Consider the following 13,355-nt stretch of genomic DNA (forward strand, 5'->3'; position numbering starts at 1 on the left):
CCGAGCGGGCGGCCTACCCCGCCGGGGTGGTGCCGGGCCACGTCGCCGGGTAACACCGACGCGGCCGGCCCCCCCCCCCCGGGGGCCCCGCCCGCTTCGGTGAACGGACCGGCCGGCGTTCGTACCGGTCAGGCCGACGCCGGCGGATACAGCGAGCGCGGCAGCTGCGAGGCCGCCGCCGCGTCCAGCAGCCACAGCGTCCGGGACCGGCCGTAGGCACCGGCCGCCGGTGCCTGCACCTCGCCCGCCCCCGACAGCGCGATCGCCGCCGCCTGCGCCTTGTCCTCGCCGGCGGCCAGCAGCCAGACCTCACGCGCCGCGCGGATCGCCGGCAGCGTCAGCGTCACCCGCGTCGGCGGCGGCTTGGGCGCGCCGTGCACGCCGACCACCGTGCGGCCGGTCTCCCGGACCGCCGGCAGCTCCGGGAACAGCGACGCGACATGCGTGTCCGGACCGACGCCCAGCATCAGCACGTCGAACGTGGGGACGGGCCCGTGGTTCTCCGGGCCGGCCGCCGCCGCCAGCTCCTCCGCGTACGCGGCGGCCGCCGCGTCCACGTCGTCGCCGTGCGGGCCGTCCGAGGCGGGCATCGCGTGCACCCGCTTCGGATCGAGCGGCACCGCGTCCAGCAGCGCCTCGCGGGCCTGCGTGACGTTGCGCTCCGGATCGCCCTCGGGCAGGAAGCGCTCGTCGCCCCACCACAGGTCCAGCCGCGACCAGTCGACGGCGTCCCGGGCGGGCGCCGCGGCCAGCGCGGCCAGCAGGCCGTTGCCGTTGCGGCCGCCGGTCAGGACCACCGACGCCGAGCCCCGGGAGGCCTGCGCGTCCACGATCCTGGTGATCAGCCGGGCGGCCGCGGCCTGCGCCATCAGCTCCTTGTCCCGGTGGACGACCAGCTGGGGTGCCGTACTCACTTCACCTCCGCCTTCCGGGCCGGCTGCGGCGCGGGCGGCTCCTGCTTCACCGGTGCCTGCGCCGTCGCTTCCGCAGCGGGAGCTTTCGCAGCCTCCTCGACGGGAGCGGGGAGGGCGAGTCGGGCCCGCCCGTCACTTTTGGGCACCGGGCCCGACGCCTTCAGCCGGTCCACCCCGAACCGCAGGGCCGACGCGTAGGTGTCGTCCGGGTCCAGCCGCCGCAGCTCCTCCGCGATCAGCTCGGCCGTGTCCCGGCGCTTGAGCGCCACCGCACGGTCGGGCTGGCCCTCGATGGAGAGGGTCGCCAGGGAGCCGTCGGCGCGGTCCAGGTGGATCGGGCCGCAGGTCGTGTCCATGCGGACCGCCGTCAGACCCGGGCCACCGGACAGCGAGCGCCTGACGGGGACGTCCAGCCGGTCCGCGAGCCACATCGCCAGCAGCTCGCAGCTCGGGTTGAACTCCTCGCCCTCCACCTCGACGGCCCTGACCTCGCAGGCGACCTGGTCGAGCGCGGCGGCCAGCATCGAGCGCCAGGGCGTGATGCGGGTCCAGGACAGGTCCGTGTCACCGGGGGTGTACGTCCCCGACCGGGTGGCCAGGTCCCGCACCGGCTGCTCGGAGGCGTAGGTGTCGGTGACACGGCGCTGGGCGAGGGCCCCCAGGGGGTCCTTCGCCGGGTCGAGCGGTGCGTTCACCGGCCACCACACCACCACCGGGGCGTCCGGCAGCAGCAGCGGCAGCACCACCGACTGGGCGTGGTCGACGACCTCGCCGTACAGCCGGAGCACCACCGTCTCACCGGTGCCGGCGTCCGCGCCGACCCGGACCTCCGCGTCGAGGCGGGACTGCGTGCGGTCGCGGGGCGAGCGGGAGACGCGCTTGATGACCACCAGCGTGCGCGAGGGGTGCTCGCGTGAGGCGTCGCTCGCGGCCTTCAGCGCGTCGTAGGCGTTCTCCTCGTCCGTCACGATGACCAGCGTGAGCACCATGCCGACCGCCGGGGTGCCGATCGCCCGGCGGCCCTGCACCAGCGCCTTGTTGATCTTGCTGGCCGTGGTGTCCGTGAGGTCTATCTTCATGGCCGGCGCCAGCTCCGTCCGTGTCGCTCGAGCATTTCGTCCGCCTCGACGGGCCCCCAGGTACCGGCCGGGTACTGCGCGGGCTTGCCGTTGGTGTCCCAGTACTCCTCGATCGGGTCGAGGATCTTCCAGGACAGCTCGACCTCCTCCGTGCGCGGGAACAGGTTCGAGTCACCGAGCAGGACGTCCAGGATGAGACGCTCGTACGCCTCCGGGCTGGACTCCGTGAAGGACTCGCCGTACGCGAAGTCCATCGACACGTCCCGGATCTCCATCGACGTGCCCGGCACCTTCGAGCCGAAGCGGACCGTCACGCCCTCGTCCGGCTGGACGCGGATGACGATCGCGTTGGAGCCGAGCTCCTCGGTGGCGGTGGAGTCGAAGGGGGAGTGCGGGGCTCGCTGGAAGACCACCGCGATCTCCGTCACCCGGCGGCCGAGCCGCTTGCCGGTGCGCAGGTAGAAGGGGACGCCCGCCCAGCGGCGGTTGTCGATCTCCAGCTTGATCGCGGCGTAGGTGTCGGTCTTCGAGGAGGCGTTGATGCCGTCCTCCTCCAGGTAGCCGCGCACCTTCGTGCCGCCCTGCCAGCCGGCCGCGTACTGGGCGCGCACGGTGTCGCGGCCCAGGTCCTGCGGCAGCCGCACGGCTCCGAGCACCTTGGTCTTCTCGGCGGCCAGCGCGTCCGCGTCGAAGGACGCCGGCTCCTCCATGGCCGTCAGGGCCATCAGCTGCAGCAGGTGGTTCTGGATGACGTCACGGGCGGCGCCGATGCCGTCGTAGTACCCGGCGCGGCCGCCGATGCCGATGTCCTCGGCCATGGTGATCTGCACGTGGTCCACGAAGGACCGGTTCCAGATCGGCTCGAACATGGTGTTGGCGAAGCGCAGCGCCAGGATGTTCTGGACGGTCTCCTTGCCCAGGTAGTGGTCGATGCGGAAGACCTGCTCCGGGGCGAAGACCTCGTGGACGACCTTGTTGAGCTCCTCGGCCGACTTCAGGTTGTGGCCGAACGGCTTCTCGATCACCGCGCGCCGCCACGAACCGCCGGTCTGGTCCGCCAGCCCGTGCTTCTTCAGCTGCTGGATGACCACGGGGAAGGACTTCGGCGGCACGGAGAGGTAGAAGGCGAAGTTGCCGCCCGTGCCCTGCGCCTTGTCCAGCTCCTCGATCGTGGAGCGGAGCCGCTCGAAGGCGTCGTCGTCGTCGAACGTGCCCTGCACGAACCGCATGCCCTGGATGAGCTGCTGCCAGACCTCCTCGCGGAAGGGCGTGCGCGCGTGCTCCTTGACCGCGTCGTGCACCTCCTGCGCGAAGTCCTCGTGCGCCCACTCGCGGCGGGCGAAGCCCACCAGCGAGAAGCCCGGCGGCAGCAGACCCCGGTTGGCGAGGTCGTACACGGCGGGCATGAGCTTCTTGCGCGACAGGTCGCCGGTGACGCCGAAGATGACCAGGCCCGACGGCCCCGCGATACGCGGGAGCCGTCGGTCCGCCGGGTCACGCAGCGGATTGCTGCTCGACACCTGTTCAGCCCTCCGAGGGGGCGAGGCGCTTCAGCTCGGCCTCGGTCGACTTCAGCAGGTCGTTCCAGGAGTCCTCGAACTTCTCGACGCCCTCCTTCTCCAGCAGCTGGACGACCTCGTCGTACTTGATCCCCAGCCGCTCGACCGCGTCGAGGTCGGCTCGGGCCTGCTCGTACGTGCCGGAGACGGTGTCGCCCGTGATCTCACCGTGGTCCTCGGTGGCGAACAGGGTCGCCTCCGGCATGGTGTTCACCGTGTTCGGCGCGACCAGCTCGGTGACGTACATGGTGTCGCTGTACGCCTTGTCCTTCACACCGGTCGACGCCCACAGCGGACGCTGCTTGTTCGCGCCCGCCTTCTCCAGCGCGGCCCAGCGGTCCGAGGAGAAGACCTCCTCGTAGGCCTGGTAGGCGAGGCGGGCGTTGGCGACGGCGGACTTGCCGCGCAGCGCCTTGGCCTCGTCGGTGCCCAGCGCGTCGATCCGCTTGTCGATCTCGGTGTCCACGCGGGAGACGAAGAAGGACGCCACGGAGTGGATCTGCGACAGGTCCAGTCCGCGCTCCTTGGCCTTCTCCAGGCCGGTCAGGAACGCGTCCATGACCTTGCGGTAACGCTCCAGCGAGAAGATCAGCGTGACGTTGACGCTGATGCCCAGGCCGATGGTCTCGGCGATGGCCGGGATGCCCGCCTCGGTCGCCGGGATCTTGATGAGGGTGTTGGGCCGGTCCACCAGCCAGGCGAGCTGCTTGGCCTCGGCGACCGTGGCCCGCGTGTTGTGCGCCAGGCGGGGGTCGACCTCGATCGACACCCGGCCGTCCTGGCCGCCGGTGGCGTCGAAGACGGGGCGCAGCACGTCGGCGGCGTCGCGGACGTCCGCCGTGGTGATCATGCGGATGGCCTCTTCGACGGTGACCTCACGGGCGGCCAGGTCGGTCAGCTGCGTGTCGTAGCCGTCGCCCTGCGAGATCGCCTTCTGGAAGATCGACGGGTTGGTGGTGACGCCCACGACGTGCTGCTGGTCGATCAGCTCGGCGAGGTTGCCGGACGTGATCCGCTTGCGCGACAGGTCGTCCAGCCAGATCGCCACGCCTTCCTCGGAGAGGCGCTTGAGTGCGTCTGTCATGGAAATTCCATCTCCTACGTGTCGTATATGAGCGTCAGCGCTGGGCTGCGGCGATCGATTCCCGCGCGGCGGCGGCCACGTTCTCGGCAGTGAAACCGAACTCCCGGAAGAGGACCTTGCCGTCGGCCGACGCGCCGAAGTGCTCCAGGGAAACGATGCGGCCGGCGTCCCCGACGTACTTGTGCCAGGTGAGACCGATACCGGCCTCCACCGCGACACGCGCCCGCACGGACGGCGGCAGGACGCTGTCCCGGTACCCCTGGTCCTGCTGCTCGAACCACTCCACGGACGGCATCGACACCACGCGCGTGGGCACGCCGGCGCCCTGGAGCTGCTCGCGCGCCTCGACGGCGACGTGCACCTCGGAACCGGTGGCGATCAGGATCACCTCGGCGTCGCCGCCCTCGGCCTCGAACAGCACGTAGCCGCCCTTGGCCGCGTCGTCGTTCGGCTCGTAGGTCGGCACGCCCTGCCGGGTCAGCGCCAGGCCGTGCGGCTGGCCCTTGCCGAACTCCTTCGTCCAGCGCCGCAGGATCTCGCGCCAGGCGATGGCCGTCTCGTTGGCGTCGGCGGGGCGCACGACGTTCAGGCCCGGGATGGCCCGCAGCGACGCGAGGTGCTCGACCGGCTGGTGCGTCGGGCCGTCCTCGCCGAGACCGATGGAGTCGTGCGTCCACACGTACGTCACCGGCAGGTGCATCAGCGCCGACAGCCGCACCGCGTTGCGCATGTAGTCGGAGAACACCAGGAAGGTGCCGCCGTAGATGCGGGTGTTGCCGTGCAGCGCGATGCCGTTCATCTCGGCGGCCATCGCGTGCTCGCGGATACCGAAGTGGATCGTGCGGCCGTACGGGTCCGCCTCCGGCAGCGGGTTGTCCGCCGGGAGGAAGGAGCTGGTCTTGTCGATCGTGGTGTTGTTCGAACCGGCCAGGTCGGCCGAGCCGCCCCACAGCTCGGGGACGACCGCGCCGAGCGCCTGGAGGACCTTGCCGGAGGCGGCACGCGTGGCCACGCCCTTGCCGACCTCGAAGACCGGGATCTTCTCCTCCCAGCCCTTGGGCAGCTCGCCGCCGGCGATGCGGTCGTACTCGGCGGCGCGCTCGGGGTTGTTGTCCCGCCACTGCTGGTACGCCTTGTCCCACACCGCGCGGGCCGCCTTGCCCCGCTCCAGCGCCTTGCGGGTGTGCTCGATGACCTCGTCGGCGACCTCGAAGGACCGCTCCGGGTCGAAGCCCAGGACCCGCTTGGTGGCCGCGACCTCGTCGTCGCCGAGCGCCGAGCCGTGCGCGGCCTCGGTGTTCTGCGCGTTCGGGGCCGGCCAGGCGATGATCGAGCGCATCGCGATGAACGACGGGCGGTCCGTGACGGCCTTGGCCTGCTGGATCGCCTCGTAGATCGCGGCCGGGTCCAGGTCGCCGTTCTCCTGCGGCGCGACCCGCTGCACGTGCCAGCCGTAGGCCTCGTACCGCTTGACGGTGTCCTCGGAGACGGCCGTCTCGGTGTCGCCCTCGATCGAGATGTGGTTGTCGTCCCACAGCAGGATCAGGTTGCCGAGCTTCTGGTGGCCGGCCAGCGAGGACGCCTCGGCGGAGATGCCCTCCTGGAGGCAGCCGTCACCGGCGATGCAGTAGATGTAGTGGTCGAAGGGCGACTCGCCCTCCGGGGCCTCCGGGTCGAACAGGCCGCGCTCGTAGCGGGCGGCCATCGCCATGCCCACCGCGTTGGCGACACCCTGGCCGAGCGGGCCGGTCGTGGTCTCCACGCCGGTCGTGTGCCCGTACTCGGGGTGGCCGGGGGTCTTCGAGCCCCAGGTGCGGAAGGACTTCAGGTCGTCCAGCTCCAGGCCGAAGCCGGCCAGGTAGAGCTGGGTGTAGAGGGTCAGGGACGAGTGGCCGGCGGACAGCACGAAGCGGTCCCGCCCGACCCAGTCGGCGTCCGCCGGGTCGTGCCGCATCACCTTCTGGAAGAGGGTGTAGGCGGCAGGCGCCAGGCTCATCGCCGTACCGGGATGGCCGTTACCGACCTTCTGTACGGCATCGGCGGCCAGGACACGCGCGGTGTCGACGGCCCGCTGGTCCAACTCGGTCCACTCGAGGTCTGTGGTGGTCGGCTTGATGCTCACCCTGGGTCAGGGCTCCTCTCCACATGTCGGATGCCGGTGTCTCGGGGCGCCCACCGGCCGCAGCCGAGCCTACCCCCGTGGGACGTGCGTTTTTTCGAGTCACTCCAGAGTGCCGGGCCTCATTGCGATCCGCCTCCTGACTGGGCCGTTCCGCATTCGACAGGTGAATACGGAGCCGCTCATCCGGGTGCTCAATCGAGCTTCCGGCCGCCCGTCGGAAGCCGCCCGCCAACACGAGGCGACCCCCGCGGATGTCCGAGTCTGGGCAACGTCTAAAGTGGCGTGGTACGCGCGAGCCTTTACCGGGACTTCACACGGCCGAGGGCTTGCTGGGATGTCTCTGTAGGGGTGTGCGTGACGGCCGTTGAATCCCGTCCAGCGGGGATGCTCGGGACGGACCAGAGCCCGGCCCACCGGCCGTTCGGGGCCCGTGTCATGGCGTTCGTGGCTCTCACCAAGCCGCGGATCATCGAGCTGCTGCTGATCACCACGGTGCCGGTGATGTTCCTGGCGCAGCAGGGCGTGCCCGACCTGACCCTGGTGCTGCTGACGTGTGTCGGCGGTTACATGTCCGCGGGCGGCGCCAACGCCCTCAACATGTACATCGACCGCGACATCGACGCGCTGATGGACCGCACGTCGCAGCGGCCGCTGGTCACCGGCATGGTCAGCCCGCGCGAGTGCCTGGCCTTCGGCATCACCCTGGCGATCGCCTCCACCCTGCTGTTCGGCCTCACCGTGAACTGGCTGAGCGCCTGGCTGGCCCTCGGCGCGCTGCTGTTCTACGTGGTCGTCTACACGATGATCCTCAAGCGCCGGACCTCGCAGAACATCGTGTGGGGCGGCATCGCCGGCTGCCTGCCCGTGCTGATCGGCTGGTCCTCCGTCACGAACTCCATGTCGTGGGCGCCGGTCATCCTGTTCCTCGTCATGTTCTTCTGGACGCCGCCGCACTACTGGCCGCTGTCCATGAAGGTCAAGGAGGACTACGCGCGCGTGGGCGTGCCGATGCTGCCGGTGGTCGCCTCCAACAAGGTCGTCGCCAAGCAGATCGTGATCTACAGCTGGGTCATGGTCGGCGTCTCGCTGCTGCTGACCCCGCTCGGCTACACCGGCTGGTTCTACACCGCGGTGGCCCTGCTGGCGGGCGGCTTCTGGCTCTGGGAGGCGCACGGCCTGCAGAACCGCGCGAAGGCGGAGGTGACGGGCGCGAAGCTGAAGGAGATGCGCCTGTTCCACTGGTCCATCACCTACGTGTCGCTGCTGTTCGTGGCCGTCGCCGTCGACCCGTTCCTGCGCTGACGGACCGGCGTACGTCACACCGCCCGGCCCTCGCGAGTGGATCTACCGGTGAGTAGCATCCTGGTCATGGCAGACACGCAGCAGGTTGACCCGAAGGCCGAGCGCAAGGTCGCCCGGCTCGCCAAGCAGATCAGCTCCTTCTCCAAGGCCCACGGCGGCGCCGAGGGCCAGGTGGCCCACCTCGGCCGGCGCGGCGCCCGCATCGTCCTGGTCGGCGAGGACGGCACCTGGGGCGACCTGGTCGCCCCGTCCGTCGAGATCGCCGGGAAGGCGGTGGAGAAGTCGGGCATCACCCGCCACGAGTCCTTCGACGGCGAGTTCGCCGCCAAGGTGAAGACCGGCCGCTACGAGTGGTCGCGCATGGCGGGGATCCAGGTGGGCGGCCCGAAGAACGACTGACCCGCTCGGGGGCGCCGGCACCCGGGTGCGGTCCGCGGCCGTCGCCGGGCACCGGTCGCCCGCCCCGGGACCGCGACCTCGACCCCGCTTCACCCGTTAGGACCCTTGAGAACACAGGGTCCACACCGGGGAGCCCGGATGATCGAAACGCCGTCCCTCGTGGACCAGTACTGCCACGGAGTGCTCCGCACGGAGCTGGGCCTCGGCACCTTCGAGGCCCACCTCTCGCACACCGAGGGCCCACCCGCGCCCGGCACCACGCTCTTCGACACCCAGACCGGCTTCGCCGTCAGACGCTGGTGCCCGCCCCTGCTCGGCCTGGAACCCCACTGCGCACCGGCCCGCTACCTGGCCCGCCGCCGCGAACTCGGCGTGCTGGAATCCGGCCGAAGACTCCTGCGCGGCAGCGGCATCACCACGTACCTGGTCGACACCGGCCTGCCCGGCGACCTGACGGAACCCGGCGAGCTGGCCTCCGCCGGCGGCGCCGAGGCCCATGAGATCGTCCGGCTGGAACTCCTCGCCGAGCAGGTCGCCGACACCTCCGGGACCGTAGAGTCCTTCCTCGCCAACCTCGCCGAGTCGGTGCACGCGGCCGCCGCGCACGCCGTCGCCTTCACCTCCGTCGCCGGGGTACGGCACGGCCTCGCGCTGGCGCCGGAACCGCCCGGGCCGGGGGAGGTGCGCGGGGCCGCCGGCCGCTGGCTCGCCGGGCGCGGCGTCGGCGGGGAGCTGAGCGATCCCGTGCTGCTGCGGCACCTGCTGTGGAGCGCGGTCGCCTCGGGGCGGCCGCTGCAGCTGCACGCGGGGCTCGGCGCGCCCGGCCTGCGCATCGACCGTACGGACCCGGTGCTGCTGACGGACTTCGTCCGGGCGACCGCCGGGCTCGGCACGGACCTGGTGCTGCTGCACGCCTACCCCTACCACCGGCACGCGGCCCATCTCGCCGGCCTCTTCCCGCACGTGCACGTCGACTGCGGTGCCGCCCTGGCCCGGACCGGCGCGCGGGCCGCGACGATCCTGGCGGAGATCCTGGAGCTGGCCCCCTTCGGCAAGATCCTCTTCTCCACCGGGGCGCAGGGCCTGCCCGAGCTGCACGTGGTGGGAGCCCGCCTGTTCCGCGAGGCGCTGGGCCGGGTCCTGGGCACCTGGGTCGCCGAGGGCGCCTGGTCCCTGAGCGACGCGCAGCGCGTGGCGGGCATGCTGGCGTCGGCCAACGCGCGCAGGGTGTACGGGATCGGCCAGGGCGGCGCGAGCCCGGGGCGTCCCTAGGCCTTGGTGAGCGTGGGCTCGGCGGCCGGGCCGGGCAGGCCGGCCACGGCCTCGGGGCGCTCGCGCAGGGCCAGCACCACCCGCAGCACCCAGATCCACATCACGGCCGAGCCGAACATGTGCAGCCCCACCAGGACCTCGGGCAGGTCGGTGAAGTACTGGACGTAGCCGACGGCGCCCTGCGCGAGCAGGATCAGGAACAGCTCGCGGGTGCGGTGCAGCGGGCCCCTGGGCGCGTCGACGGCCTTGAGGACGAACCACAGGGCGAACGTCAGCGTCACCACGATCCACGCCAGCACGGCGTGCAGCTTGCTCACCGTCTCCCAGTCGACCGGCATCCGCTCGACCTCGCTGGAGTCGCCCGCGTGCGGGCCCGCGCCGGTGACGACCGTGCCGACCAGGATGAGCAGGACGGCGGCGGCGACCAGGAACCACACCAGCTGCTGCACGGCCTTGCCGACCAGCGGGCGCGGCTCGGCGTCGCCCTCCCGGGTGCGGTGCCACATCACCGTGGCGACCGCGATCAGCGCGGACGTCGCCACGAAGTGCGCCGCGACCGTGTACGGGTTCAGACCCACCAGCACCACGATGCCGCCGAGGATCGCGTTGCTCATCACGATCCAGAACTGCGCCCAGCCCAGCCGCACCAGGCCCCGCCGGTACGGCTTCTGCGAGCGCGCGGCGATGATGGCCCAGCCGACGGCGGCGCACAGCACGTACGTCAGCATCCGGTTGCCGAACTCGATGGCCCCGTGCACACCCATCTCGGCGGTCGAGGTGAGCGAGTCGTCGGTGCATTTCGGCCAGGTCGGGCAGCCCAGGCCCGAACCGGTCAGGCGGACGGCACCACCGGTGACGACGATGAGCACCGACATCACGAGTGCGGACAGGGCCGCGCGCCGGACGGTCCGGGGGTCCGGGGTCCAGCGTGCGGCGATGAAGGCGAGCGGGTTCCGCAGGGCGGCCACGGCGTCGGCACGGGTCACGTTTGGCACGCCTTCCATCGTAGGCGGCTGCTTGTGCACGCTTTCACGAGGGTCCGTCATGGCCTCACTCCCAGCGGAAGAACGCCCCGGCGGCGGTGAGCGCGGCGGCCGCCCAGACCGCGAGGATCCCCAGGTCGCCCCAGGGCATCCCGGCCCCGTGCTGCAGGACGTCCCGCAGCCCGTCCGACAGCGCCGCGATGGGCAGCAGGCCGAGCACGTCCTGCGCGGCCTCCGGGAACCTGTCGAGCGGCACGATCACCCCGCCGCCGACGAGCAGCAGCAGGAACACCAGGTTCGCCGCGGCCAGGGTCGCCTCGGCCTTCAGCGTCCCGGCCATCAGCAGCCCGAGGCCCGAGAAGGCCGCCGTGCCGAGGACCAGCAGCAGCACCACCGCCAGCGGGTTGCCCTCGGGCGACCAGCCGAGCGCGAAGGCGATCACCGTCAGCAGGAGCACCTGGAGCACCTCGGTGACCAGCACGGACAGCGTCTTCGCCGTCATCAGCCCCCAGCGCGGCAGGGGCGAGGAGGCCAGTCGCTTCAGCACGCCGTAACGCCGCTCGAAGCCGGTCGCGATCGCCTGGCCGGTGAAGGCCGTGGACATCACCGCCAGCGCGAGGATGCCCGGCGCGAGGAAGTCGACCGCCTCCCCGGAGCCCGTGTCGACGATGTCCACGGTGCTGAACAGGACCAGCAGCAGCGTCGGGATGACGACGGTCAGCAGCAGCTGCTCGCCGTTGCGCAGCAGCATCTTCGTCTCGAGCAGGGCCTGGGCCGTGATCATGCGGGGAAGCGGGGCCGCGCCGGGCTTCGGCGTGTACGTCCCGGTGGCGGTCATGCGCGCAGCTCCTTGCCGGTGAGCTCCAGGAAGACGTCCTCCAGGGTGTGCCGCTCGACCGAGATGCGCTCGGGCATCACGCCGTGCTGGGCGCACCAGGAGGTGACCGTCGCGAGCAGCTGGGGGTCGACCTTGCCGGTGACCCGGTAGGAGCCCGGCGTCAGCTCGGCGGCCGAGCAGTCGGCGGGCAGGGCCTTCAGCAACGACCCCACGTCGAGGCCGGGCCGGCCGCCGAAGCGCAGGGTGTTCTCGGCGCCGCCCCGGCACAGCTCCTCGGGGGAACCCTGGGCGATGACCCGGCCGGCGTCGATGATCGCCACGTCGTCGGCGAGCTGCTCGGCCTCGTCCATGTAGTGCGTGGTCAGGATCACGGAGACGCCGTCGGCGCGCAGGTCCCGCACCAGCTCCCAAGTGGCGCGGCGGGCCTGCGGGTCGAGGCCGGCGGTCGGCTCGTCCAGGAACACCAGCTCGGGCCGCCCCACCACGGCCATGGCGAGGGCGAGCCGCTGCTGCTGCCCGCCCGACAGCCGGCGGTAGGTCGTGCGGCCGCAGGAGCCCAGGCCGAGGCGCTCGACGAGCGCGTCCACGTCCAGGGGGTGGGCGTGCAGCCGGGCCACGTGCCGGAGCATCTCGTCGGCGCGGGAGCCCGAGTAGACGCCGCCGGACTGGAGCATCACGCCGATGCGGGGCCGCAGGGCCGCGGAGTCGGCGACGGGGTCGAGGCCCAGGACGCGCACCGTGCCGGAGTCCGGCCTGCGGTACCCCTCGCAGGTCTCGACCGTGGTCGTCTTGCCCGCCCCGTTGGGGCCGAGGACGGCGGTCACGCCCTGGCGGGCCACCAGGTCGAGCCCGTCCACCGCGGTCTTCGGGCCGTACCGCTTCACCAGGGCCTGGACCTGGACCACGGGCTCGCTTCGCATGACTCCAGAGTCTAGGTTCGCGCCCGGGGGTCCGGAGCAGGGGGTGCGGCTACTCCTCCTCGCGCGGCCGGTGCACCGCGAGCCACCGTTCGGCGTAGTCCACCGCGTCCTTCACCGGGAACAGCCGTGCCTCGGCAGCGCCGACCTTGCCGCGCACGACGGGGCGGTCCCGCTCGAAGTCGTAGCCGAGCTCGTCGAAACGGTCCGAGCTGATCGACACCTCGGTCACGGTCTCCCAGCCCTTCGGGCCGGGGCGGCCTACGGCCACGCGCGGGGAGGGGATCCGGTACTCGGCGAGGTGGAAGCTGGTGCAGGAGGCGTATCCGGCGCCGAGCAGCAGGACCCGGGCGCCCGTCGCCTCCAGCTTGGCGAGCGGGCTGCGCTCGCCGAGCCGGCAGTCGGGAGCGTGCCCGTCGAGGAGCTCCGCCGCGCGCGGGCCGACCGCCGCGAACGAGGTCTGCGGATGCGCGCTGCGCACGGCGCCGGGCCAGGTGCGCACGGTCTCCGGGACGACGCCGACGCCGCGGCTGGGCGTGATGCGCGGGTCGTAGGCGGGCATGGTGGCGCGGATGTCCGCCCACCACTGCGGGGGCACCGGCGGGTTGCTCCACAGGGCCGGGTCGGACAGGTCGCCGGTCTGCGTCGGAACCACCAGCGTGCCCTGCGGGCCGAGCACGTCGAGCAGTGCCCGCACCACCGCGACGGCGCCGCCGTTGACCCAGCCGAGGGCGCTGAGCGACGAGTGCGCGAGGAGGGTCTCGCCGGGGCGCACACCGAGCTCGCGCAGCTGGGCGCGCAGGGTGTCCCGGGTGACAAGTGGGCCGGTGGGAGGGGGTGTGGCCATGGTGGGGGAGTCTCCCCGAAGCGGCTGCCCCATGCCACC

The 13,355-nt window shown here is 72.0% G+C and carries 12 protein-coding genes; 3 read left to right on the forward strand and 9 right to left on the reverse strand.

The window, feature by feature from the left end; all coding sequences use genetic code 11:
* Positions 1-128 precede the first annotated feature (128 nt).
* From pgl to tkt, 5 genes are read right to left on the reverse strand one after another with little or no spacing between them, the layout of a single operon-like run.
* On the reverse strand, positions 129-869 hold the full coding sequence (gene pgl, locus ACPXCS_RS28940; RefSeq protein WP_425945771.1) for a 6-phosphogluconolactonase: 741 nt from the start codon (positions 867-869) through the stop codon (positions 129-131).
* Between the two features lie 41 nt (positions 870-910).
* Positions 911-1,993 carry a glucose-6-phosphate dehydrogenase assembly protein OpcA gene (opcA, locus tag ACPXCS_RS28945; protein WP_425945617.1) on the reverse strand — a complete coding sequence of 361 codons (1,083 nt, stop codon included), beginning with the start codon at positions 1,991-1,993 and terminating at the stop codon, positions 911-913.
* On the reverse strand, positions 1,990-3,513 hold the full coding sequence (gene zwf, locus ACPXCS_RS28950) for a glucose-6-phosphate dehydrogenase (RefSeq protein ID WP_425945618.1): 1,524 nt from the start codon (positions 3,511-3,513) through the stop codon (positions 1,990-1,992). The genes opcA and zwf overlap by 4 nt, the downstream gene beginning before the upstream one ends.
* Positions 3,514-3,517: 4 nt before the next feature.
* A complete protein-coding gene (gene tal, locus ACPXCS_RS28955) occupies positions 3,518-4,636 on the reverse strand; it encodes a transaldolase (protein ID WP_425945619.1) in 1,119 nt (372 codons plus the stop codon).
* Between the two features lie 34 nt (positions 4,637-4,670).
* Complete coding sequence (gene tkt / locus ACPXCS_RS28960) at positions 4,671-6,758, reverse strand: transketolase (protein ID WP_425945620.1); 2,088 nt, start codon at positions 6,756-6,758, stop codon at positions 4,671-4,673.
* 384 nt (positions 6,759-7,142) lie between these two features.
* Here tkt and ACPXCS_RS28965 point away from each other — a divergent pair, with 384 nt between their 5' ends.
* From ACPXCS_RS28965 to ACPXCS_RS28975, 3 genes are all read left to right on the forward strand, one after another.
* Positions 7,143-8,060 carry a heme o synthase gene (locus ACPXCS_RS28965; protein WP_425945772.1) on the forward strand — a complete coding sequence of 306 codons (918 nt, stop codon included), beginning with the start codon at positions 7,143-7,145 and terminating at the stop codon, positions 8,058-8,060.
* A 66-nt stretch (positions 8,061-8,126) separates the two neighbouring features.
* Positions 8,127-8,459 carry a hypothetical protein gene (locus tag ACPXCS_RS28970; protein ID WP_425945621.1) on the forward strand — a complete coding sequence of 111 codons (333 nt, stop codon included), beginning with the start codon at positions 8,127-8,129 and terminating at the stop codon, positions 8,457-8,459.
* 138 nt (positions 8,460-8,597) lie between these two features.
* A complete protein-coding gene (locus ACPXCS_RS28975) occupies positions 8,598-9,731 on the forward strand; it encodes an amidohydrolase family protein (RefSeq protein WP_425945622.1) in 1,134 nt (377 codons plus the stop codon).
* On the opposite strand, the gene ACPXCS_RS28980 is transcribed toward ACPXCS_RS28975, so the two are convergent.
* From ACPXCS_RS28980 to ACPXCS_RS28995, 4 genes are read right to left on the reverse strand one after another with little or no spacing between them, the layout of a single operon-like run.
* On the reverse strand, positions 9,728-10,777 hold the full coding sequence (locus tag ACPXCS_RS28980) for a COX15/CtaA family protein (RefSeq protein WP_425945623.1): 1,050 nt from the start codon (positions 10,775-10,777) through the stop codon (positions 9,728-9,730). The two genes, ACPXCS_RS28975 and ACPXCS_RS28980, sit on opposite strands and share 4 nt — an antisense overlap.
* 4 nt (positions 10,778-10,781) lie before the next feature.
* Positions 10,782-11,552 carry an ABC transporter permease gene (locus ACPXCS_RS28985; RefSeq protein ID WP_425945624.1) on the reverse strand — a complete coding sequence of 257 codons (771 nt, stop codon included), beginning with the start codon at positions 11,550-11,552 and terminating at the stop codon, positions 10,782-10,784.
* The gene (locus ACPXCS_RS28990; RefSeq protein ID WP_425945625.1) at positions 11,549-12,472 is read right to left on the reverse strand and encodes an ABC transporter ATP-binding protein; all 924 of its coding nucleotides are present in this window, start codon (positions 12,470-12,472) and stop codon (positions 11,549-11,551) included. The genes ACPXCS_RS28985 and ACPXCS_RS28990 overlap by 4 nt, the downstream gene beginning before the upstream one ends.
* Positions 12,473-12,521: 49 nt before the next feature.
* Positions 12,522-13,316 carry an aminoglycoside N(3)-acetyltransferase gene (locus tag ACPXCS_RS28995; protein WP_425945626.1) on the reverse strand — a complete coding sequence of 265 codons (795 nt, stop codon included), beginning with the start codon at positions 13,314-13,316 and terminating at the stop codon, positions 12,522-12,524.
* Between the last annotated feature and the right edge of the window lie 39 nt (positions 13,317-13,355).

The organism is Streptomyces sp. DT190, from assembly GCF_049846985.1.
Classification (GTDB): domain Bacteria; phylum Actinomycetota; class Actinomycetes; order Streptomycetales; family Streptomycetaceae; genus Streptomyces.